Origin of the sequence: Polaribacter sejongensis (assembly GCF_038024065.1) — a bacterium.
Lineage (GTDB): Bacteria > Bacteroidota > Bacteroidia > Flavobacteriales > Flavobacteriaceae > Polaribacter > Polaribacter sejongensis.
In genome coordinates this window covers 2,636,246-2,660,213 of sequence record NZ_CP150667.1, presented here as the reverse complement: position 1 = coordinate 2,660,213, position 23,968 = coordinate 2,636,246, and the positions used below count along the sequence as shown (strand labels likewise).

Annotated in this window: 25 protein-coding genes; 2 read left to right on the top strand and 23 right to left on the bottom strand. The window is 30.5% G+C overall.

Annotation, left to right across the window (positions count from 1 at the left end):
• Position 1: 1 nt before the first annotated feature.
• From WHD08_RS11125 to trxA, 22 genes are all read right to left on the bottom strand, one after another.
• A complete protein-coding gene (locus WHD08_RS11125) occupies positions 2 to 754 on the bottom strand; it encodes an SDR family NAD(P)-dependent oxidoreductase (protein ID WP_165731527.1) in 753 nt (250 codons plus the stop codon).
• A 205-nt stretch (positions 755 to 959) separates the two neighbouring features.
• Positions 960 to 1,880: a hypothetical protein gene (locus WHD08_RS11120; RefSeq protein WP_165731528.1), complete on the bottom strand. Its 921-nt coding sequence runs from the start codon at positions 1,878 to 1,880 to the stop codon at positions 960 to 962.
• 99 nt (positions 1,881 to 1,979) lie between these two features.
• Positions 1,980 to 2,444 carry a hypothetical protein gene (locus tag WHD08_RS11115; protein ID WP_165731529.1) on the bottom strand — a complete coding sequence of 155 codons (465 nt, stop codon included), beginning with the start codon at positions 2,442 to 2,444 and terminating at the stop codon, positions 1,980 to 1,982.
• Positions 2,445 to 2,560: 116 nt separating this feature from the next.
• The gene (atpG, locus tag WHD08_RS11110) at positions 2,561 to 3,427 is read right to left on the bottom strand and encodes an ATP synthase F1 subunit gamma (RefSeq protein WP_208890787.1); all 867 of its coding nucleotides are present in this window, start codon (positions 3,425 to 3,427) and stop codon (positions 2,561 to 2,563) included.
• Between the two features lie 49 nt (positions 3,428 to 3,476).
• Entirely contained in the window at positions 3,477 to 5,054 is a 1,578-nt protein-coding gene (atpA, locus tag WHD08_RS11105; RefSeq protein WP_208890788.1) for a F0F1 ATP synthase subunit alpha, read from the bottom strand.
• 21 nt (positions 5,055 to 5,075) lie between these two features.
• Positions 5,076 to 5,633 (bottom strand): ATP synthase F1 subunit delta, encoded by a 558-nt coding sequence (atpH, locus tag WHD08_RS11100; protein ID WP_208890789.1) that lies wholly within the window; start codon positions 5,631 to 5,633, stop codon positions 5,076 to 5,078.
• A gap of 7 nt (positions 5,634 to 5,640) precedes the next feature.
• The gene (locus WHD08_RS11095; protein ID WP_165731533.1) at positions 5,641 to 6,141 is read right to left on the bottom strand and encodes a F0F1 ATP synthase subunit B; all 501 of its coding nucleotides are present in this window, start codon (positions 6,139 to 6,141) and stop codon (positions 5,641 to 5,643) included.
• Positions 6,142 to 6,235: 94 nt separating this feature from the next.
• The gene (gene atpE / locus WHD08_RS11090) at positions 6,236 to 6,424 is read right to left on the bottom strand and encodes an ATP synthase F0 subunit C (protein ID WP_068447578.1); all 189 of its coding nucleotides are present in this window, start codon (positions 6,422 to 6,424) and stop codon (positions 6,236 to 6,238) included.
• Positions 6,425 to 6,498: 74 nt separating this feature from the next.
• Positions 6,499 to 7,632, bottom strand: coding sequence for a F0F1 ATP synthase subunit A (gene atpB, locus WHD08_RS11085; protein ID WP_208890790.1), 1,134 nt, complete (start codon positions 7,630 to 7,632; stop codon positions 6,499 to 6,501).
• Between the two features lie 81 nt (positions 7,633 to 7,713).
• Complete coding sequence (locus tag WHD08_RS18635; RefSeq protein ID WP_367889102.1) at positions 7,714 to 8,103, bottom strand: DUF6168 family protein; 390 nt, start codon at positions 8,101 to 8,103, stop codon at positions 7,714 to 7,716.
• Entirely contained in the window at positions 8,096 to 8,314 is a 219-nt protein-coding gene (locus WHD08_RS11080; protein ID WP_208890791.1) for an AtpZ/AtpI family protein, read from the bottom strand. Before WHD08_RS11080 ends, WHD08_RS18635 begins: the two co-directional genes overlap by 8 nt.
• A complete protein-coding gene (locus WHD08_RS11075) occupies positions 8,280 to 8,693 on the bottom strand; it encodes a bactofilin family protein (RefSeq protein ID WP_165731536.1) in 414 nt (137 codons plus the stop codon). The genes WHD08_RS11080 and WHD08_RS11075 overlap by 35 nt, the downstream gene beginning before the upstream one ends.
• 1 nt (position 8,694) lies before the next feature.
• Entirely contained in the window at positions 8,695 to 10,920 is a 2,226-nt protein-coding gene (locus WHD08_RS11070; RefSeq protein ID WP_208890792.1) for a tetratricopeptide repeat protein, read from the bottom strand.
• Positions 10,921 to 11,034: 114 nt separating this feature from the next.
• A complete protein-coding gene (locus WHD08_RS11065) occupies positions 11,035 to 11,736 on the bottom strand; it encodes an ABC transporter ATP-binding protein (protein ID WP_208890793.1) in 702 nt (233 codons plus the stop codon).
• Positions 11,737 to 11,756: 20 nt separating this feature from the next.
• Positions 11,757 to 13,223 carry a DUF5687 family protein gene (locus WHD08_RS11060; RefSeq protein ID WP_208890794.1) on the bottom strand — a complete coding sequence of 489 codons (1,467 nt, stop codon included), beginning with the start codon at positions 13,221 to 13,223 and terminating at the stop codon, positions 11,757 to 11,759.
• A gap of 232 nt (positions 13,224 to 13,455) precedes the next feature.
• Positions 13,456 to 14,163 (bottom strand): hypothetical protein, encoded by a 708-nt coding sequence (locus WHD08_RS11055; RefSeq protein ID WP_208890795.1) that lies wholly within the window; start codon positions 14,161 to 14,163, stop codon positions 13,456 to 13,458.
• Between the two features lie 12 nt (positions 14,164 to 14,175).
• Positions 14,176 to 14,877 carry a hypothetical protein gene (locus WHD08_RS11050; RefSeq protein WP_208890796.1) on the bottom strand — a complete coding sequence of 234 codons (702 nt, stop codon included), beginning with the start codon at positions 14,875 to 14,877 and terminating at the stop codon, positions 14,176 to 14,178.
• Between the two features lie 4 nt (positions 14,878 to 14,881).
• Positions 14,882 to 15,538 carry a hypothetical protein gene (locus WHD08_RS11045; protein ID WP_208890797.1) on the bottom strand — a complete coding sequence of 219 codons (657 nt, stop codon included), beginning with the start codon at positions 15,536 to 15,538 and terminating at the stop codon, positions 14,882 to 14,884.
• 2 nt (positions 15,539 to 15,540) lie between these two features.
• Complete coding sequence (locus WHD08_RS11040; protein ID WP_208890798.1) at positions 15,541 to 16,185, bottom strand: hypothetical protein; 645 nt, start codon at positions 16,183 to 16,185, stop codon at positions 15,541 to 15,543.
• 12 nt (positions 16,186 to 16,197) lie between these two features.
• Positions 16,198 to 16,854: a hypothetical protein gene (locus WHD08_RS11035; RefSeq protein ID WP_208890799.1), complete on the bottom strand. Its 657-nt coding sequence runs from the start codon at positions 16,852 to 16,854 to the stop codon at positions 16,198 to 16,200.
• A gap of 12 nt (positions 16,855 to 16,866) precedes the next feature.
• Positions 16,867 to 17,205 carry a PadR family transcriptional regulator gene (locus WHD08_RS11030; RefSeq protein ID WP_165731545.1) on the bottom strand — a complete coding sequence of 113 codons (339 nt, stop codon included), beginning with the start codon at positions 17,203 to 17,205 and terminating at the stop codon, positions 16,867 to 16,869.
• Between the two features lie 239 nt (positions 17,206 to 17,444).
• Complete coding sequence (trxA, locus tag WHD08_RS11025; RefSeq protein ID WP_165731546.1) at positions 17,445 to 17,804, bottom strand: thioredoxin; 360 nt, start codon at positions 17,802 to 17,804, stop codon at positions 17,445 to 17,447.
• A 173-nt stretch (positions 17,805 to 17,977) separates the two neighbouring features.
• Between trxA and WHD08_RS11020 the strand changes: the two genes are divergently transcribed.
• Positions 17,978 to 20,137: a prolyl oligopeptidase family serine peptidase gene (locus WHD08_RS11020; protein ID WP_208890800.1), complete on the top strand. Its 2,160-nt coding sequence runs from the start codon at positions 17,978 to 17,980 to the stop codon at positions 20,135 to 20,137.
• Positions 20,138 to 20,239: 102 nt separating this feature from the next.
• Here the strand turns inward: WHD08_RS11020 and WHD08_RS11015 are convergent, their stop codons facing one another.
• Entirely contained in the window at positions 20,240 to 21,292 is a 1,053-nt protein-coding gene (locus tag WHD08_RS11015) for a flavin-containing monooxygenase (RefSeq protein ID WP_208890801.1), read from the bottom strand.
• Positions 21,293 to 21,517: 225 nt separating this feature from the next.
• On the opposite strand from WHD08_RS11015, the gene WHD08_RS11010 reads away from it, so the two are divergent.
• Positions 21,518 to 23,596 (top strand): M13 family metallopeptidase, encoded by a 2,079-nt coding sequence (locus WHD08_RS11010; protein ID WP_208890802.1) that lies wholly within the window; start codon positions 21,518 to 21,520, stop codon positions 23,594 to 23,596.
• Positions 23,597 to 23,968 lie beyond the last annotated feature (372 nt).

Here is a 23,968-nt window from a genome sequence, read left to right as displayed (position 1 = left end):
TTTAATCTCTATTTAAAATTGTTGGTGTTGCTTGCGCTGTTGGGTACACTACTAAATCTTCTATATTAACATGATACGGTCTAGAAATTACAAAATAAATAATATCTGCAATATCATCCGCTTGTAAAGCTTTATAACCAGCATACACAGATTTTGCCTTTTCTATATCACCTTTAAAACGAACATCTGAAAACTCAGTTTCTACCGCTCCAGGATGAATTGCAGACACACGAATGTTATGTTTATTTAAATCGATTCTCATTGCCTTATTTAAAGCATCTACAGCGTGTTTAGAAGCACAATACACATTTCCGTTAGGATAGACATCTTTTGCGGCTATAGAGCCAATATTTACAATAAAACCATTGTTTCTTTTTGTCATCTGCGGAATGATAGCTTTGGAAACGTATAACAAGCCTTTTACGTTAATATCTAACATAGCATCCCAATCATCTATATCGCCATCTTGTATGCTAGACAAACCATGTGCATTCCCTGCATTATTTATTAATATATCAATTTGTTTAAAGTTTTCGGGTAATGAATTTATGGCTGTTGCAACTTCTTCTCTTTTAGAAATATCAAATTGTAAAGTGGTTACTTCTGTAAGTTTACTTAAAGTTTCTTTAAGTGCTGATAATCGTTCTGCTCTTCTTCCGCAAAGAATTAAACGGATGTTATTTTTTGCGAAAATTTCTGCTGTTGCTTTTCCAATTCCAGAAGTAGCTCCGGTTATAAATGCTGTTTGTTTCATTTGTCTTTTTTCTATTATTCCTGCGGTAGCAGTAATCTAATTCAATCCGTAAAATTGTTCTATAAAATTAAGAAAACATATTTTGATAGTCAGAGTTTTAGGGTTTAATTTTTATCAAATTATAAACAAAGAAAAAACCGTCCTCCACAGGACGGTTTATCTTTCAATTGGTAACTACTCCAATCAAAAATCAACTAACCAAACTTTATTTTAAATTTCTTCTTTCTTTTGTTTCTCTTATTACCTTAGTACGTTTTCTACCATCATTCCTTACAATATCTTTTGCACTTGTTTTAGAATTTTCACTTTTCTTAAATTCTAAATAACCTATTCCAGAAAACTCGTAAGTTTTTCCTGATTCATAATTATAAAGTGCTATCGTTCTATCATTAATAACGTCCAACTTAAACTCTTCTGTATCTCCGTTGTCATAATATAATGTTAAATCCTTTATGTCTTCAAATCCATTGATATCAAAGATTTCATATGCACCAACGTAATCCCAAATACTATAATCAACTTTTGTGCCAACTCCTTCTTGAGAACTATAAAATGTTGTTATATTTTTGGGTGTAAATGCTAAATAATTTTCATTATCAAAGGCATTTGTTAAGCCTCCTTTTGTACTTATTTTTTCCCAAGCAATATATTCTTGCAAAAAGTATTCTATGTTTTCGTAAAATAATTTATCATAGTCAAATTGACTTACCTGATACCCAATTAAGTAATAGGTAACATTCTGTCTGTAATTATATAATTTTATTTCATTGTTAGAAAGTACAGTAACTTCAAAGTCGTTTGCACCGTCTATATCATGATCTGTTTCCAATTCCCCATTATACGTATTGTATGTTCCAACAACAATTCCAAAACCATTTCCGGTTCTTCCAATATCTACAATATTATTGTTTGCGTATAAAATTCCATTTACAAATGATAAAGTAAATGCTCTAGAAACATAAGGGATGTCTCCACTTCCTGTTGTTCTGTGATAATCTACATACCATAAATCATAATCTGTGACTACTTGCTCTAAAGAAACTTGGTAATTATCGTCAACTGTAGAACAAGAACTTAATAGTGTTCCGGTAATGATTATTGTTATAAGTAGTTTTATTGATTTCATAAGCTTGAATTTTACTGTTATGCTTACGTAATTTCAAAATACGTGCCAAAAATAAAAACCACTCATAATTGAGTGATTTTTAAAGAATCTTTTTGCATCTTATTGTATTTGTTGAGTAGGTTTAGTATCCCTTTCTTTAATATCTTTTATTTTATAATATTTTGTTTTTCCATTTAGTTGATAGGTGAGGACTGCTTCATTTTTTGATAATTCAAAAGGAATCTTTTTTTGTATGGGAAGTTTATTTCTAAATTCCTTTTTAGGGTCTAAATGAAGTGTAATATCTAAGTTTTTATTCTTTGAATTAGTATAGTTTGCTATAATTAGAGATGCTTCTTTAATTTCGACTTTTGTGGCCTTGTTTCTAAAGTATAACGAATCAAATGTAATATTCGATTTTTCTTTTAATTGAATTTGAACATTAATACCATGAATTCCTGGTTGTCCTCCAGTCCAAGTCATATAGTTTGCCGAATCAATTATAAAAGGAGTATTCTTTTCAAACTGAGTGCTTCCACATTGTGAAAAGCTCAAGATAAGTAGCAAAATGGATAAAGTTTTCATAATTCTTATTTTGTAATAGAAATCAAACGATATGCCAAGGTATAAAAAAAGAGCTTATCAATTTTGATAGGCTCTTTTTTATATAAGTTTCTGCTTACGCAGGATAATTAAAATGTCTAATTGTTCAATGCTTCCGCACCACCAACAATTTCTAATATTTCGTTGGTAATTGCTGCCTGACGAGCTTTGTTATAAGTTAACAATAAATCGTCTCTTAAATCGGTAGCGTTGTCTGTTGCTTTGTGCATTGCAGTCATACGAGCACCGTGTTCTGAAGCAAAACTATCTCTAAGTGCTTTATATAACTGAGTCTTTAAAGATTTAGGTATTAAAGCTTCAACAATTTGTTCTTTAGAAGGTTCGTAAATATAATCAGAGCTTACTGCTTCTGCATCACCACCTTCAATAGGCTTAATTGGTAAAAATTGTTCTACTTGCGGAATTTGAGTTGCAGCATTTTTAAATTGATTATAAATAAGTTCAATTTTATCATATGTACCCTCTGCAAATAGATGCATTAACTTTTCAGCAATTTCAGCTACGTTATCAAAAGTTAAATCGTCGTAAATTTCGTTATTAGCTTCTGCAATGTTATATTGTTTAGATAAAACATCTCCACCTTTTTTACCAATGGTAAATAGGTCTACATCAACATTACTGTATTTTTCTTTTACAGTTCTAATAACTGTTTTTGTAATTGATGAGTTAAAACCACCACACAAACCTCTGTTAGAAGTTACAACAACTAATAAAACTTTAGAAACCTCTCTTTGATTTGAATATACTCCACCAGCATTACTATCTAAAGTTGCACTTAAATTTTGCAACAATTCAGTTAGTTTAGATGAATATGGACGCATTGCCGTAATTGCATCTTGTGCTTTTTTTAACTTTGCAGCAGATACCATTTTCATGGCAGATGTAATCTGCATTGTAGATTTAATAGAGGTAATTCTATTACGTATTTCTTTTAAGTTTGCCATTCTATTGGAATTTTGAAATTCCCGCTTGCGCGGGAATGACAACTATTTTTTATTCGAAATGAGTAGAAATTTCTTTAGCTGCTGCTTCTAATACTGCAATTGTCTCTGGTGTTAATTTACCAGATTTTAATGTATCTAAAGTATCTCTATGTTTTGAGTTTAAGTAATCGATATAATCTCTCTCAAATTTCTTAACTTGGTTTACAGGAACATCTTTTAATAAGTTCTTAGAACCTGCATAGATAATTGCAACTTGATCTTCTACTGAGTAAGGATCATTTTGAGCTTGTTTTAAAATTTCAACGTTACGTTGTCCTTTAGAAATTACGCTCATTGTAGCAGCATCTAAATCAGAACCAAACTTTGCAAACGCTTCTAATTCACGATATTGAGCTTGATCTAATTTTAAAGTACCAGATACTTTTTTCATTGCTTTAATCTGAGCGTTACCACCAACACGAGATACAGAAATACCTACGTTAATTGCTGGACGAACACCAGAGTTAAATAAATCTCCATCTAAGAAAATTTGTCCATCTGTAATCGAAATTACGTTTGTTGGAATATATGCTGAAACGTCTCCTGCTTGTGTTTCAATAATTGGTAATGCAGTTAAAGAACCTCCACCTTTTACAATTCCTTTTAAAGAATCTGGTAAATCGTTCATTTCACTAGCAATTTTATCATCATTGATTAATTTTGCAGCACGTTCTAATAATCTAGAGTGTAAGTAAAATACATCACCAGGATATGCCTCACGTCCTGGAGGTCTTCTTAATAATAAAGAAATCTCACGGTATGCAACTGCTTGTTTAGATAAATCATCAAAAACAATTAAAGCTGGTCTACCAGTATCTCTAAAAAACTCTCCAATTGCAGCTCCAGCAAATGGTGCATATACTTGCATTGCTGCAGGGTCTGATGCATTTGCTGCTACGATTGTAGTATAAGACATTGCGCCTTTTTCTTCTAACATGTTAGCAATTGCTGCAACAGTAGAAGCTTTTTGACCAATAGCTACATATATACAATATACTGGTTCACCAGCATCGAAAAATTCTTTTTGATTTAAAATAGTATCAATAGCAACGGTAGATTTACCAGTTTGTCTATCTCCAATGATTAACTCACGTTGTCCACGTCCAACAGGAATCATTGCATCAATAGATTTAATACCAGTTTGTAATGGCTCTGTTACTGGTTCTCTATAAATAACTCCAGGAGCTCTACGCTCTAAAGGCATTTGATAAGTTTTACCTGTAATTGGTCCTTTACCATCAATAGGGTTTCCTAAAGTATCTACAACACGTCCTACAACGCCTTCACCTGCTTGTAAAGAGGCAATACGTTCTGTACGTTTAACGTTAGATCCTTCTCTAATAGAAGTTGATGCACCTAATAAAACAACACCTACATTGTCTTCTTCTAAGTTTAATACAATACCTTCTAATCCATTATCGAATTCTACTAATTCACCATATTGAACGTTAGAAAGACCGTAAACACGAGCAATTCCATCTCCTACTTGTAAAACAGTACCTACTTCGTTTAAAGTAGCTTTTGCTTCAAAATTTGTTAACTGTTGCTTTAAAATTGCTGATACTTCAGCTGGTTTGATACTTGCCATCTTTTATAATTTGATGTATAATTAAATTTTTGGAATAAAATGACTGTTGTCAAATTCCTTTTTCAATTCGTATAAATAATTAGAGATACTTGCATCATACTGCACATCTCCCACACGTAAAATAAATCCTCCTAAAATAGCTGGATTAACTACGTTCTCTATATTAGCTTTGTCTCCTGTTATGGCTACAATTTTAGCTAAAACTTTCTTTTCTATTTCTTCTGTTAAAGGAACTGCTGTAGTTACCTTTGCTACTTTTATATTCTTATCAAAATCATAAATAATAGCATATTGCTTTGCAATACTAAGAAGCATTGATATTCTTTTATTATCTTGTAATAAATGAAATAAGCCAAGTGTAATATTGTTTACTTTACCTTCAAACAAAGCTTTTAAAACTTTTGTTTTTTCAGATGGTTTAACAATAGGGCTTTTTAGCATTACTTCAAAAGTTTCATTTTCAGAAATTGTACTAGCAATAAATAACATATCGTCATTTACGGCAGTTTCTTCTTTTGAATCTTTAGCAAGATTTAAAATTGCTTTTGCATAACGTATTGCTGCTCTTGCGTTTTTCATGCTTAAATTAGTTTAAAGTAACATCTTTTAAAAGTCCTTCAACTAATTCTAGTTGATCTTTTTTATTAGATAATTCTTTTTTAATTACTGATTCTGCGATACCAATAGATAATTCGGCAACGTTTTTCTTAATATCGGCTATAGCAGCTTGCTTTTCTTGCTGAATTGATGCTTGTGCTTTTTCTATTAATTTAGAAGTAACTTCTTTTGCATCTTCTTTTGCTTCTGCTAGCATATTATCTCTAATATCTCTAGCATCTTTCATCATTGCTTCTCTTTCTGCTCTAGCTTCTTTTAATAATTTCTCATTATCTGCTTGTAGATTTTGCATTTCTTTACGTGCATTTTCTGCAGCTTCTAATGCATCTTCTATACCTGTTTCTCTTTCTTCTAAAGAGTTTAGAATTGGCTTCCAAGCAAATTTTTTCATCAAAATTAATAAGATAATTAAGATTACTACTTGCATTGCAAATAAGCCTGGTGAAAAGTCGTTTAATAAAGTTTCCATTCTATTTACTAATTATATTGTTCTTTGTTTAATTTAAAAACACTTTCTGTAACCAACCGTTACAGAAATGTGTTTTCGTTTTTTTTTGAGAAAATTATTTCCCTAAGATTAATGCACCAAATGCTAATCCTTCTAATAAGGCACCAATGATGATCATTGCGGTTTGAATTTTACCAGCTGCTTCAGGTTGACGAGCAATACTTTCCATTGCTTTTCCACCGATTTGACCTAATCCAAGTCCTCCTCCGATTACGATTAATCCTGCTCCAATTAAATTGTACATACTAATTGATTTTTAAATATATTAATTAAACAAATTCTAATACTCTTTTTTGATACTTGGTTTGCACCAAGGTTTTAGTGGTGGTCATGTTCTTCAACAGCCATTCCAATAAATAATGATGATAACATTGTAAAAATGTATGCTTGTAAAAAGGCTACTAGCAATTCAATAACCATTATAAACAAAGCCAATGCTAAAGACATTCCTGTAGATGCTACAGGTCCGAATGCTTCTTTCATTGTTACCATTAATGCAATTAAACTCATTACAATAAAGTGACCCGCAGTAATGTTTGCGAATAAACGTACAAGTAATGAAAATGGTTTAATTAAAATAAAACCAGCTAATTCTATAACTGCTAATATAGGTCTTAAAATATAAGGTACACCTGGCATCCATAATGTGTGCATCCAAAAATCTTTGGTACCATTTACTAAATAGATTACCATTGTAAATAATGCCAATGCTAATGTTACAGCAATTTGACCCGTAACGTTAAATCCAAATGGAGTTAAACCTAATAAGTTTAAGATCCAGATAAAGAAAAATACGGTTAATAAAAAGCCTGTAAATTTTTTATATTTTTTCTCACCAATGTTTGGTCTTGCAATTTCGTCTCTAACGTATAAAACTAAAGGCTCTAAAACACGACTAAATCCTATTGGTATTTGTCTCGATTTATATTGTTTTGCTAATCTAGAGAATCCTAAGAACATTAAGAATCCTGCAAATAAAATACCTACAACAGATTTAGTGATAGAAAAGTCTAAAACTCTACTAGCGTTTGTAGCATGATGAGCATCATCAAAAGAAACTGTTGCAGCTCCGTTTTCTAGCTCGTAAATTTTACTGTGTATTTTTGCGAATTTTAATCCGTTTTTTTCTACAATTACATGTCCATCGTCATTATGATGAAATTCTGATGACATAAAAGTAACTAAACCTTCTGTAGTCCAAATAATAACAGGAAGAGGAAAACCTACATGTTTTCTTTCATTGGCATCATTTGTGTAAGAGTAAAATGCGAAATCATGAGAATCTTTAAGGTGATGCTCTATATAAGCTCTTACCTCTTCTTTGGTATTTACTTGTCCTCCGTCGTTTTGGTCGTCGGTCTTTTTACCTGATTCAAATGCGAAACTTGTAGTTGTAATAAGAGCTATTACAGCTATTGTAAGAAATTTGATTGTTTTTTGTGCAACACCCATTTTTAAAATACGCTTTCTAAATTTGCGGCAAAGGTATGTAATTATTCAAATACTTACACTCTTTTTTTTAGCTATTTTATTTTATTGTTTTTTGTTCAGTAATTTAGCTACAAAAAATGCATCTGTTGATAAAAAAATAAGGGTAGGAATTAGCAACGATAATTTTTCTGAAACAGTTAGTGTTTCCTTTAGAAACAGGGTGTCGTAGAAGGCTAATTTAAACAGTACTAGTTTAATAAGAATAGCGGCAAGATATATATAACTTAATTTTTTCTTGAATTTATCAACAAAAGAGAATGCAACAAAATTAGTACAAACCAATACAGAGAAACCAACATTAAATTCGTATATTTCTACTAGCTTAAAATGTAATATCACTTGGTTTTTTTCTATCAGAAAACTATGAATACCATAACAGATAGCGAAAAGTAAAACTAAGGCAATACAGTACGTAATAACAATTCTAATCATTAATTTTATTGGCTTGTTTTATCAAAGAATAGGTTGCTACAAAGATGGCAAATAATGTAATAGCTTCTGTTAAAAAAGCAGTGTTAAATTTTAGATCTAACCATTTACCTAACAATGAACCTAAATATATAGTTAGCCCCATTTGCAAACCCGCACCAGAGAGTCTTATTGCTTTATTAAGCGGTTTTTTCTGATCTGTTTTTTTTGTCATTACTAGAATTTAATTCTTTTACGGCTCCTTTCATAGTACAAGTTGCGTTAAATGTAGCACCTGGTTCTACAGATAGTTTGCCAATTATTACCTCTCCAGAAATGTTTGCGTTCGTTTTTATGGTTAGGGTATTTAATACCAAAAGGTTTCCAGAATATTTACCTTCTATATCTGCATTGGTACATTCTACTTTTCCTTTAACAAAACCATCGGCACCTATAATAACTCGTCCTTTTGTAACTAATGTTCCTTCTAATGTTCCATCAATTCTAAAATCACCATCAGATTTTATGTCGCCAACAATTTTTGTATTTTTAGCAAGAACATTTCTTTCCATAACTTTTTTATTTTGTGGTTTTTTACTTTTATTACTAAACATATTACTTACTTAATTGTTTTACTATTTCTTTTGCTTTCTTTCCTTCTTCTGTATTTCCGTAGCTAACAGCTACAAAGTCCATTGCAATTTTATAAGTTTCTATATCTTGGTATTTTCCTATAGCGTAAGCTTTTAATAGCTCGAATTTTGGCAATAATTTTGAGTCTTGTAATGTTGGAAGCATTTCGTTTATTTTGGCTTCGGTTTCTTCAAACTTATCTTCTTTATATAGATAATAGATTTCTTTATAAGTCTCTTCTATTTCATTTATAGAAACGGCTTCTTCAAGAGGTTTATTCGGATTTCTTATTATTTGTGCAAACTTAGTGGTAGGATAGTCTGTAAGAATGATGTTTTTATGTTGATTAGTTTTTATAGCACTACCTAACTCATTATAAATTTGATATAAATGCCAGTTAATTGGTAAAACTAATTCCTTGCTAGGGTTTAGACCATTTACTCTTTCTAATCTATCTAAGGCTAGTTTAGTGTCTTTAAATTGCTCTTTATAAATAACACCCAATTCATATAAAGCTAGATTTCGGTTGATATTTAAAGTGTCTATTTTTTCTTTTTCAGTAGGAACCGTTTCTAAGTAGCTCGCTAAATCGTAACGTAAATTCTTTGTATTTACTACTAAAGAGTCATTTTCTGCAATGTTGGTAGCTGTTTTTCCAGACCATCTCCAATTATCTTCTAAAGCTCTGTTTCCCCAAATTTTTGAAAATTCTGTTTTACCAAAACTTATCGATTGAGAATTGTAGAAATACCATTTTCCTTTGGTGTTTGATTTTAAAATGTTTCCACCAAAGGTATCGCCAAAGGCTTGCTGATTTAATTTTAACTGAGCTGCTTCTTCATCTTTCTCTTTTAAATCGTCTATGTATTTTTGAAAAAAAGCTTCTTGTTCGGGCTTAGAAAGTGCAACAATTCTTAAAATACTATCATTTTTAGCAACAGTATTTTCAAAATTAATTAAAGAAGCTAAGTTTTTGTGCTTTCTTTTAATACGTCTAAATTTTAAGTTTAAAGTGTCGGCTGCAATGTTTATAATACTATCATAATAAGAACTTGCAACGATGTATTTTGAATTTTTATAATTGATGTTCCCTAATTTTTCGTAGGTAAATGTTTTCTGTTTTACATTGTCAGATTCAGCTCTAAGAGATTTATTATAAAACGCTACAGCTAAATTTATACTATCGTTTTGCTCGTGTAAATAACCAGCTTGATAATACAATTCATCTAAATAAGGTCTGTTTTCTCTTTCTTCAATTAAGTCTTGAATTTTTTCTAAGATAGCACTGGAAGTAGAGTCGCTAGTAGAGTTTTTTGCCAATTCTATATGGGCATGCATTTTGTATTTGTAGGGCGCTTTTCTAAAGTCGATAATTCTCTGAAATGCAAGTGATGCGGAATCTTTTTTATGTTCTGAACTGTAAATCTGACCTAAAACAAATAGATTTCTAGCACCTTGGTTTCTATTATTTAGTGTTTCTGTAGCTTTATTTAGATACTTTTTAGCGTTATCTATACTGTCAGATTTTATATAGGCCATTGCTAAAGCAGTATATCCTTGTTCTCTCGTTATTTCTGGTAAATCTACTTCTAGTGTGTCTTTTACCTGAAGAAGTAATTTTAGAGATTCAATAGCGAACTCTTCATTATCATTTCTAATATTTGCTTTTGCTCTCCATATTTTAGTTTCTGCAATTAAATCTGCATCCGGATACGTAGCAATTACATAATTAAATGCTTCTATGGCAGGTATAAAACGTTGTTCATAATAACGGGCTTTTCCTAATAATAGATACGCATCATCAATTTGTCTGTTGCGCTCTACATCTTTAATATTCATTCCGTGTTTTTGGATTGCTTTTACAGCTTTTTCTTCTGCAATACCAAAAGGAGTGGTGGCTTTATCTTCTTCGTTTCCGTTGTCGTCATTAAAACCAGCACCCATACCAGTATTTAGATTTGGTATGGTAACTTTGTCTTCTTCAAATTTAATAGGTTCTATAGGTATTTGTGTAAACCAATCATCTTTATAGCCTTCGTTAATGTCTTCAACTCCTTTATTAAAAGCTTCTTTACCATTAAACAACACATTGTACTTTGTGTTTAAGGCATGCCAGTTTCTACTAATTACAGTATCTTTTCTTGTGCTACAAGAGTTTATAACTGAAAATACAGCAATTGCTAAAACTATTTTTTTGGTGTAATTCACACAGATATATCTTGATTAAACAACTAATTTTAAAAGTAAGAAACTCTTATTTAAACTAAAATCTATCGAAAATAGTATAAATTGATGTGTAAAAATAGTAATAAATTAAGAATACTAAGCTTCTACAGAAAAATAGCTTTCTAATTCCTCTAAAGTTTCTGTAGATGTTTCTATATCTTTTACCACATTCCCCTTGTCTAAAACTACAATTCGCTCACAAACTTCGGTTACGTGGGTTAAATCGTGACTAGAAATTAAAACGGTAATATCTCTGTTTTCGGTTAACTTTTTAATAATCGTTTTTAATCTTATTTGTGTGGTTGGATCTAAATTAGCAAAAGGTTCGTCTAGAATTACAACTTTAGGATTTCCCATTAACGCAGCAACAATTCCGGCTTTTTTCTGGTTTCCTTTACTTAAATCTCTCAGGTGTTTTTTCTTTCCTATAATTTCTTCGTTAAAGAAATCATCAAACTGAGTTAGAAAAGATGTTACATCTGCTTTGTTCATGCCGCGTAAATCTCCAATAAAATCGAAATATTCTTCTGCAGTTAAATAACCAATTAAAAAAGATTCATCTATAAAAGAACCTGTAAAGTTTTTCCAATCTTCACTTTGGTTTACAACAATTTTATGGTTTGTAATACTCCCTGTTGTAGGTCTAATTAAATCTAAAAGTATATTAAACAAAGTTGTTTTTCCTGCGCCGTTATTGCCTACTAAACCAAAGCTTTGTCCGGTAGGTATTTCTACTGATGTTACATTTAAAACTTCTGTTTTTCCGTATTTTTTAGTAATTGTATCTATTGTAATCATTTGTATATTTTAAAGTTAAATTATGCTTCTTTACCAAAAGCGTTAATCATAACATATTTGTCTTTTATATATTTTTTTTCGATAAAATTCATCACATAATTTTTTAAAGTAAACCCTAAAATACCTACTAATGCAATGGCAATAATACCTGCGTTAAAGTTAATTAGTGTGCTAAAAGCCCAAAATAATAACATTGGGATGCCCATTATTGGTATAACAACTAAAAATTGAGTGGCGCTTGTACCTTGTGTGTTTCCAAAACCTCCTTTTGTTAAATCTATTCTTTTTCTATTAAAAGAACCCGCATATAATAAAAACAGTGAGTTAAAACCAATATTAAAAATAGCACCGGCTGTAATCATTAAAAAAATATCTAGTCCGTAGTATAAATACGGAAAACTTAAAACATATAAAATGGTAGTCATTGTAACCATTAAAACCCATTTAGATTCTAAAAACTTACGGTATCTAAAACTTTGACTCATTAACATTTTATAATGCGAGCTGTCCCAAGCTGGAATAAATTGGCCGTAATTTAAAGTAAAACCTCCCGTAATAAAAAGGGATGCAAAAATTAACATTGCTGGCATATCTGCGTACGTTTTTCCTGAAAAGAATATCATTCCGTAAAAAAGGAATAAAAACGACATTAAAAATACCGTTTTCGTTCTTTTGTTTCTCCAAATTAAACGAATATCATTTTTTATAAACGGAGCAACATCACCTAATCTATCAGTAAAAGATAAATCTGCAGATTTTGCTTCTTCTACTTTAGTAGCAACTGCTTCATCTAAATACACTTGGTTGCGTAATTGTTTGTAATTTAATTGATATAAAAATGCCAAAATTGCAACGCCAACCAATGCGTAAATTGGGTTTTGATAAATTGAGTTGAAGATTGCGCCTCCATAACCAACTACATTAAAAATATCGAACTTCTGTAAACCAATTAAACTTACCAATATTGCACCAATAATTAGTAATGCTTTGTTGTTTTTGTTGATTAAAAAATTTAAAAAATTAGAAGATTGAATAATTAAAATCATGGTTGCTAGCCAACCTAAAACTCCTGCTGTATTATAACCTTCTTTTATTAATATAATTGAGAACGGAATGTAAAAGAAAAGACTTAATATATTAAAAACTGAAAAGATAGACTTCCCTAAAACGTAATGTACCAACTTACTTTTTGGAATTGGTAAAATAAGTAGCGGTTTAATATTCATGATAGGTAATTTCTGCATTAAATACCGAACAATTAAATCTGCAAGAATTGCAAAAAGTAAATAAGAGTTTACCAATTGTAAAGGATCTGATGCTGGAAATTCTTTCTTTAAAAGATAATAGCCTCCAATTCCTACTGTTAAAAAAGCGACTAAAAAATACAAGACAAAGAAGCCCATAAGTATTTTTAATGCAATGCCTTTTTGCCAATGAGAAGAGCGGAAATATTGTTTCCATTCTAGCTTTAAAAAATGTGAAATCATAAGTTTGGGTAATTAGTTTGATTGATAATAAGTAGTTTAGAAATGGATTTTGTTACAGATTATTAAATAATTTCTAGCTAAGGCTCAAAGACGCAAAGTTTTGTGTTTCTTTTTCCATCTAGTTTGGCATATCTACTTTTAGTAGAAATCTCATATTATTGCTCCATTTTGTTTGTCCTTTTTTATGAAACTTCTCTTGCTGTGGAAGTGACATTTGTATTCTATAATTTATTTAGTCGCTTTTTAATAATTTATATTCCGGGTAGGTTTCTTGTAGTAATTCTTCTGATTTTTGAGGAAGTATATAATTAGAAACATAAAATAAAATACATAATAAAGTCAACACAATAGAAATTGCAAAAATCCAATAGATATTTAAATGACTAAAATCGAACCTTGTTAAATTGGCAATGTTAAATAAGTTGAAAAAAGCAAAACCTGTATAGGTGTTTTTTGTAGTACCAAGCATCTCTTCTAAAAGAAATATTTTTTCTTTTTTCAACTCTTTTTGCTTGTGTTCTTTTCTTACTTTATACGAACTGATGCCTTCTAAAGTTAGTAAAACAAGAAGTGTTGCTAAGAAAATATATTCTGAATGTTTTATCTGTAAAAGACTAAAAAATAGTAGAAACACAGAAAATGTGATGATTATTTTAGGAACAGTAAACCACTCTTTTGCAAAACGTAAAATTATTTTCCAATAGCGTTTATTCATTGCTTTTTGTCTGCTTTCTACAACATCTAAAAAACCAAAAATACCGAATTTTTTAAAAGAAACATTTCGTGCTTCTTCAAAAGTTAAATTGGAATTTTCTTCCCAAATTTCTTCTATATCATTTGCTAAATGATCTACCAATTCGGTTTGTACATCATAGTAATACACATAATGTTTTTGGGTAAATTTATAAAGTTCGTCTATGTGATCTTCTGATAATTTCATCAACCTGAAAATTTAAACCAATTTATATTCTGGGTAGGTTTCTGCTAACAATTCTTCCGCCTTTTTAGGAATGACAATTAAAGTGATATAGCCGAAAATCACTATAAATGTGATAAAAAATGCCGAAAAAGCTTTTCTAAAATCTGCCATCACTAAAAATTCTTTTGCATTATTAGGGAAAAAATATTGAAAAGAATAAATCGATATAAAAGCAGTTTGTATCAATCCCTGAACATTAATAATGTTTTTGAATAACCATTTTTTCTGTGTTAAATTAAATTCTTTTTTTAAGGTTCTAGCATTGATGATTGTTAAAATTACTTGTGCTATAAAAACAAACCCAAAAACAGTAACATATACTGTGTAGGCGTTTGAAGTATTTTGTAATTGATAAAAACCTGTAAAAAGTAATATTGTAAGTACAATTTTAGGAAGTTGAAACCACTCTTTAGCAAACTTAAAAATGATTTTAAAGTACTTTTTTGTCATTTGAGATTGTTTTTTCTCTACAACATTCATAAAACCAAAAACACCAAATTTTTTGAAAGATGTATCTCTAGCTTGCTCAAAAGTTAACCTCGGGTTTTCTGTACAAATACTTTCTATATCATTTGCCAAATGATCTACCAATTCCGTTTGAACATCATAATATTCTACGTAATGTTTTTTAGTGAATTTGTAGAGTTTTTCTATGTGAGTGTTGGTTAGTTTCATTAAACTATAGAATTTTATATTTTTTGATAGCTTCTTTGTGTTTTTTGTAGAAATGGAAATAGCTATATGTAGAGAAAACAAAAGCTACTAAAAGGGCTAACTGTGAAGCCTGAAAATCCCCATTTTTATTCATATAATCTAAATCGAATAAAATAATAAAGCCAAAAATAAAATTCCAACTCTGAGTTTTTAAAATAAAACTATAAGTAGTTTTTGTTTTCTCTTTAAATTTTAAAATAAACAGCAAACCGAATACAATAAAAGTTAACACTGTTATTGTTTGTAAAAATAAGTTTAATTCATTTTTTATGCTTTCAGTAAAGTGTAGATCGATTATTGTTAAAATGAACAAGGGAATTATAAATGACAAAACACTAATGAAATAATATTTTTTAAAAGATCTCTTCGCTTTTTCTAATGCAATTTTAGGTAGAGAATATGCAACTCCAAAAATCCAGCTAGACTCTTGTTTTAAATGAATATTCCATTTATCAGTTACATTATAAAAAACAGTTTCAAAATCTAGTTTTTTATCCTCCATTTTTGTTTCAATATCAGAAACAATATGATCAAAAACTTCTGTTCTTATATCTATATACGTAATTTCTTTTTTGTCTAAATAACTTTCTACTCTTTGTAGTTGTTCTGTCGTTAATTCCATAGTTATAGAATTTTATATTTTTTGATAGCTTCTTTGTGTTTTTTAAGAAAATGAGAATAAATATAAGTTACCGCTATATACGTTAATGTTAGGCTATAAATTGGCGTAACACCTTCAATTATTCCCGAAAAAAAGATGGCAACAAAACCTAAGAAAAAACCTAAACTTTGTGTCTTTAATATAAAACTATAACTCGTTTTTTCTTTAATTTTTGAGTTTTTAGTCATTAAAAAAACTAAAATAAAGGAAGAAATTATATTTATAATAACTAAAGAGTTTGTTAAGAATACTTGTGTGTTCTTTGAAAATGAAAGATTTAATTCCTTTTCAGCCATTGATAATAAAATCATTAATGAATTAGAAATTAAGAACCATTTTCTAAAATTGTTATTTACTTTTTTCATTACAATTTTCGGAGCAGAATAGGCAATTCCATATAGCCAACTAGATGTTTGTTTTAAATGAATATTCCATTTATCAGTTACATTATAAAAAACAGTTTCGAAATCTAATTTTTCAGTTTCAATTTTTGTTTCAATATCAGAAACAATATGGTCAAAAACTTCTGTCCTTATATCTATATACGTAATGTCTTTTACATTTAAATAATGTTCTACTCTTTGTAATTGTTGTGTTGTTAATTCCATAGCGTTATTTTTTTAAGAAGTCAATGCTTTTTTCATAAATTCAACTTTAACAATAGTTTTCTTATATAAATTATATCCAGAATAAAAGGCAACGAAATGAACTGGTAAAATAATAAACCAAACTATTTTTTGAATAAATTCACCTTGATCTTTAAAAAAAATAGGAACTGCATTTAAAAGCAGAAAACTCATTGTCATGTAAGTTACACCATAATCTAAGTTAATAGATCTCCCATATTTTTTAAACAATTGACTAATAAACTCTTTAATTACTATAATTAAGGGAAGGATAAATAATCCATAACATAATTTATTAAAAACATTAAAAGAAATATTTTCAGAAATAAAGTAAAGACCTAAAAAACTAATTATAAAGAGAGAAAGGTTTTTAAAACTTTTAAAAAAATTGACAAATCCTTTATTATATTCGCTTCTGTATTTTCTATTTACATTTTGCCAGCCTTCTCTATTTAAATGAGATAAACTTCCTCTCCAGTTAAATTTTTTAAGAGCTCCTTTAAAAGCTTCTTCAAAATTATCAGATTTGAATTCACTTTCTATATAAGACACAGTATGATCTATCATTTCTAGTCTTAAATCCCAATATTTAATCCCCATTTTTTTAAAATGGTTATCAATGTGTTGAATTTGTTCTTTTGTTAATTCCATAGCTAAAATTTTTTACTCCAAACTTAATTTAGGATTCACCAATTGTTGCATCGTTCTTAAAAACTCTTGCATTTCATCCAATTTGTTGGCGGTTTCTTTAGTGCCACTTTCGGTAAGTTTGTAATATTTTCGAAGTCTGTTACCAACTTTAGCAACCTCAACATCTAACAAACCATCGGCTTCTAATTTGTGCAATGCAGGATACAAAGCACCTTCGGTAATTTTTAATTCGCCTTTGGTGAGTTCTTTCACTTTTTGTGTAATTTCATAACCGTACATTTTATCATTCGTTTCTAACAACTTTAAAATGATGGTTTGTAAAGAGCCTTTATATAATTTCTGATTTCCCATTTTTTGATGTGTAATCGTGTAAGTGTTTATTTGTGTAACTGTCATTGCGAGGTACGAAGCAATCTTATAGTTTAAAGCAACAGATTGCTTCGTAAACTCGCAATGACAGTCAAATATACATAATTATCTTATACATTAGATTCTTATGTATAATATTTTAAATAAAAAAAATCTCGAAAACTTAATTTCGAGATTTTAATTCTATTTAAAAGATTGCTTCATTCTTCGCAATGACAAATTTATTTCGTCACTTTTAAAACATCTGCAATAATGCGTTCTAGTTCTGCTTTTGGTAAAGCGCCATTTGCCATTTGTGGTTCTCCTTCTGCAGGACAAAATAACATAGAAGGAATGCTTCTAATTCCGAATGCTGCAGATAATTCTTGTTCAGCTTCTGTGTCTATTTTGTAAATATCAATTTTACCTTCGTATTCTTCAGATAAAACCTCTAAAACAGGTGCTATAGCTTTACATGGTCCACACCAATCTGCATAAAAATCGATTAATGCTGGTTTGTCTCCTTTAAATTTCCATTCTTGGCTTTCTTCAAAATTAAAAACCTTTTCTAAGAAAGTTTCTTTTGTTAAGTTTTCTGTCATAATTTTTTAATTTGCTTCCGACAATATCGGAAATACGTAATCTATTTTCACAAAAGTAGTCGTTTTTATACTTGATAAATTACAAATTGAAGCTTCAAAAGTTAAAAATGCTTAAATAACTATAAATATATTAAATATTCTTAATTTTGATACAAACCAAATTCTTTGAACTCATGAAAAATAAATTAATCATTCCTATTTTATTTGCAAGTGCAATATTTGTTTCTTGTAACGAAGAAGTCAAACAAAAAAACATCAATTTGAAATACCCAGAAACAACTAAAAAACCAGTAATAGATTCACTTTTTGGAACCGCTGTTGTAGACAATTATCGTTGGTTAGAAGATGATAGAAGTAAAGAAACCGAAGCTTGGGTAAAGGCAGAAAACGAGGTTACTTTCGATTACTTAAATAAGATTCCGTACAGAGAACAATTAAAAGAGCGTTTGTCTGAATTATGGAATTATGAAAAAGTAGGAACCCCTTTTATAGAAGGCGATTACACGTATTTTTCTAAAAATAACGGATTGCAAAATCAGAGTGTTATTTATAGAACCAAAGGAGATTCTGAACCAGAAATTTTCTTAGATCCAAATAATTTTTCTGATGACGGAACTACTTCTTTAGGCTCGTTAAGTTTTACTAAAGATGGGGCAATTGCTGCTTATGCAATTTCTGAAGGAGGTTCTGATTGGCGTAAAATTATCATTATGGATGCAGTTTCTAAAACCATAAAGGAAGATACGTTGGTAGATGTAAAATTCTCAGGAATCTCGTGGTACAAAAACGAAGGTTTTTATTATTCTAGTTACGATAAACCTGAGGGAAGTGAGTTGTCTGCAAAAACAGATCAACACAAATTGTATTATCATCAATTAGGAACATCACAAAAAGAAGATGTTGTAGTTTTTGGTGAAAAGGCGTCAGAAAAACACCGTTATGTTGGTGGAAATGTTTCTGAAGACAATCAATACCTTTTTATCTCTGCAAGTGTATCAACCTCTGGAAATAAGTTATTTTTTAAAGACCTTTCTAAACCAAATAGTCCGTTGGTAACTATTTTAGAGCATACAGATAGTGATACCTATCCGATAGAAAATATTGGAAGTAAAGTGTATTTGGTAACAAACTTAAATGCGCCAAATAAAAAGGTAGTAACTGTTGATGTTGCAAACCCAACTTCAGAAAACTGGAAAGATTTTATTCCGGAAACAGAAAATGTATTGAGTTTAAATTCTGGTGCAGGTTATTTCTTTGCAACGTATATGGTAGATGCCGTTTCTAAAGTATTGCAATACGGTTTTGATGGAAAATTAATTAGAGAAGTAAAATTACCAGGAATTGGAACTGCTGGCGGTTTTGGAGGAAAAACAGCAGCGAAAGAATTGTATTTTTCTTTTACCAATTATAGTACGCCAGGTTCGTCATACAAATTCAACCCAGAAGACGGAACATATGAATCTTATTGGAAACCTTCAATCGCTTTTAATACTGATGCATATACAAGTAAACAAGTTTTTTATACCTCTAAAGACGGAACAAAAGTCCCGATGATTATTACTCATAAAAAAGGAGTGGAGTTAAACGGTAAAAACCCAACTATTTTATATGGTTACGGTGGGTTTAATGTCAGTTTAACACCTTCTTTTAGTATTGCAAACGCAGTTTGGATGGAACAAGGTGGTGTATATGCAGTGCCTAATTTAAGAGGTGGAGGAGAATATGGTAAAAAATGGCACGATGCAGGAACGCAATTAAAAAAACAAAATGTTTTTGACGATTTTATAGCAGCTGCAGAATATTTAATTTCAGAAAAATATACTTCTTCAGAGTTTTTAGCAATTCGTGGTGGTTCTAATGGCGGATTATTAGTGGGAGCAACCATGACGCAAAGACCCGAATTAATGAAGGTTGCTTTGCCTGCAGTTGGTGTTTTAGATATGTTGCGTTACCATACATTTACTGCTGGAGCAGGATGGGCGTATGATTACGGAACCGCAGATGATAACAAAGAAATGTTCGAGTATTTAAAAGGCTATTCGCCAGTACATAATGTAAAAGAAGGTGTGCAATATCCGGCAACTTTAGTAACTACCGGAGATCATGATGATAGAGTAGTGCCAGCACATAGTTTTAAATTTGCAGCAGAATTGCAAGCAAAACAGTCTGGAGATAATCCTACATTAATAAGAATTGAAACCAATGCAGGTCATGGAGCAGGAACACCTGTTGCAAAAACCATTGAGCAATATGCAGATATTTTTGGTTTTACGTTATTCAATATGGGTTTTGAGCAATTGCCAAATCCGTTATCTGCTAAAATTAAATCGTAATTTTTATAAGAAGAATTAAGCCTTTTAAAATTAGGTGTTTCTAATCCCTGTAAAGGAAGGAATCTAAAATTAATATATTTCACATAAAAAAGATAGCTGTTATTAATGGCTATCTTTTTGTTTTTTAGCAATATAATTACATAAGTATTTTGCGTCTTTTTTTACGCCTCCTAAAGTGGCAGAACCTCTTGTGTATAACCATGGTAAACCAATAAAATACAAACCTTCCATGTCGCTTACGCCTCTGTAATTTTTAGGATACTGATTTTCGTCTAATTTGATGTTTTCTATCCAATTAAAATTTGGTTTAAAACCGGTTGCCCAAACGATGTTTTTAATATCGGTAACTTGTTGTTTCTCGAAAGTGATGGTTTCTTCATTGGCATCTAACGTTCTCCCAACGCAAGTAATATTTTCTTTTTTAAACAACGTTTTTACATCTGTACCAATAACTGGCTGACCGTTATTGCTCAATTTTTTTCCGATAAAAGAATATTTATTCGCCGTTAAAAAACCTACTTTACTAAACCACCACCACAATGTTTTTCCTAAAAGTTCTTGAGGAAGCGAAACAATATCTGTTTTACCAGAAAAGTAAACCTTTTTCTTAGCTTTAGAAATTTCATTTAAAATTTGTACGCCAGAATCTCCAGCACCAACAACTAAAGTTGCGCCTTCTTTTAATTGATCCGGACTTTTATAATGTTCACTATGAATTTGAAAAATGTCTTTTGATATTTTTTTATGACAACTCGGTGTAAATGGTTTATGAAACGGACCGGTTGCAATAATTACATTTTTTGCTTCAAAAGTTTTGTCTTCACTTTTTAAAGTAAAAATACCATTCTCTTTTTTTAAAGAAGTTATACGTTGGTTAAATTCAATGGGAATATTAAACTTAAAAACATACGCTTTTAAATAATCGGCAACTTCGTATTTGTTAGCATAATGTCCTTTTTTATAAGGAAATTCCATTCCTGGTAAACTATTAAATTCCGAAGGCGTAAATAATTTTAGAGAATCCCATCGTTTTAACCAAGGTTCACCAGTTTCTTTATTTGCATCAACAATTAAAAAATTAGCATTTTGTTTGGCTAAATGATACGCAATCGCAAGTCCAGATTGTCCTGCTCCTATAATTATATAATCCTTCATAAATAGTTTTATCCCTACAAAACTACTATAATTAAAAATGCTACAAGAAGAATATCGATTTAGTTAAATAGATTTTTTGATAAAAAACAGTAAATATTATGCGTTTTTAAACTTTCTTTTTTTCGATAAATATCTAAATCAGTAAAAAATAAATCTTAAAATATGTAACAATATGCTATTTTTGTTACTAATCAAATAATTAAACTCAACAAAAATCAGATAATAATGAAGATAATTAAAAATGTTTTTTTTGTTTCGGCTATTGCCTCTTTAGGTTTAGTAGCTTGTAAACAAGACAGCCCAAAAGAAGAAAAAGCACCAGGTATTGCTTTAGAAAACATGGATACAACTGTAAAACCTACAGATGATTTCTTTAGACACGTAAACGGAACTTGGTTAGATAAAACCGAAATTCCAGATGATCAAACCTCTTGGGGTGGATTTAACCAGCTTCGTAAAAAGACGGATGCAGATGTTTTAACTATTTTAAACAAAGCAATTGAAGAAAGTAATTTTCCTAAAATAAAAGATGCTAAAGGAAATGAAATTGATTCAGATCAAGAAAAAGCAGTAAACTATTACCAAACAATAATGGATACTGTTGCTAGAAATGCACAAGGGAAAGCACCTGTAATGCCTTATTTAGCCAAAGTAGATGAAATTAAAACAAAGAAAGATATTGAAACGTATTTAACAAACATGGCACCCTATGGTGGTGGAGGTTTTTACGGTTTTGGCGTTTATAACGATTTAAAAAACAGCAGCCAATACGCAGGTTATATGGGCGGTGGTTCTTTAGGTTTATCTAGAGATTACTATGTTGATGCTAAAGTGAAAGACAAATTAGAAAAGTACGAAGTTTTTGTAGCAAAAATGTTACAAGAATTTGGTGATGATGAAGCTACAGCTAAAAAGAATGCAGCAGCAATTGTTGCTTTAGAAACTAGTTTGGCAACACCAATGATGTCTAAAGAAGAAAGTAGAGATATTCGTAAAATCTACAATCCAATGACGATTGCTGAATTACAAAAATTGTCTCCTTCAATAGATTGGCAAGCACATTTAGATGGTATTGGAGTTACAGATTTAGAAACAGTTATTGTTACAGATCCTGGATATTTTAAAGCTTTTAGCGATGTTTTTACAAAAGCGTCTGTAGCAGATCTTAAATTATTATTGCGTTGGAATACTATAAATAGCTCTCTAGGTTCTTTATCAACAGATTTAGAAACTGCAAATTGGGAATTCTATTCTAAAGAAATGCGTGGAGCTAAAAAACAACGTGCAAGAGATGAGCGTGCTTTAGGTAGCTTAAACGGTGCAATCGGTGAAGCTTTAGGTAAATTGTATGTAGAAAAAATGTTTCCACCAGAAGCAAAAGTAAAAGCGAAGGAAATGATTGATAATGTAATGCTTGGTTTCGAAGCAAGAATTGCACAATTACCTTGGATGAGTGAAGTTACTAAAGAAAAAGCTTTAGAGAAATTACACAAATTAACGGTTAAAATAGCCTATCCAGATGTTTGGAAAGACTATACAGAATTACAAGTTAAAGGTTTAGAAGATGGTGGTTCTTATTTCGAGAACGCTATTAACGTAACCAAGTGGAACTACAACAAAGAAATGGCAAAATTAGGTAGCGAAGTAGACAGAACAGAATGGGGTATGTCTCCTCAAACTGTAAATGCGTATTTTAATCCTGTAAATAATGAAATCGTTTTTCCTGCTGCAATTTTACAACCTCCTTTTTATAATTATAAAGCAGACGAAGCTGTAAATTACGGTGGAATTGGAGCTGTAATCGGTCACGAAATTTCTCATAGTTTCGATGATTCTGGTGCTCGTTTTGATGGTGACGGAAATTTGAACAACTGGTGGACAGAAGATGATTCTGTAAAGTTTAAAGAAATTGGCGGACAATTAATCAAACAATATTCAGATATTATTGCCATAGATTCTATGCATTTAAACGGTGAATATACCTTAGGAGAAAATATTGGAGATTTAGGTGGTGTACAAGCTGCTTACGAAGGTTTACAGGTTTTCTTACAAAAGAATGGTAGACCAGCAGATATTGATGGTTACACACCAGAACAACGTTTTTTCCTTTCTTGGGGAACCATCTGGAGAACAAAAATGCGTGATGAAGCTCTTAAAAACTTAATCATGACAAACACACACTCTCCTGGAATGTACAGAGCATATATGCCTCTTAAAAACGTAGATGCTTTCTATGAAGCGTTCGATGTTAAAGAAGGTGATAAAATGTATTTAAAACCAGAAGAAAGAGTAAGAATCTGGTAAGGTCGCAGACCTTTTTGGTATGATTCTCTTTATGAAAACCATATATTAAAACTTAAAACCGATGCGAAAGTGTCGGTTTTTTTTGGGCGTTACCATAAGGGTCGCGCTTTACACTATATCTTTTTGCAGAAAAAGCAAAAAGGATGTCGTTTCAATCGCTAACGCAAAAGTTGGTTGTAAAAAAAACATAAAAATCAACAAAATCGCATAATAATTGTCACTTCGAAGTATTGAGAAGTCCCATAACATTGATAACTCAATAATGAACAACATCATGAGATTTCTCCAAAAAAGTCGAAATGACAGCCTGAATAAAAACCCTCAAAATTCCACTACAATTGTCACTTCGAAGTATTGAGAAGTCTCATAACA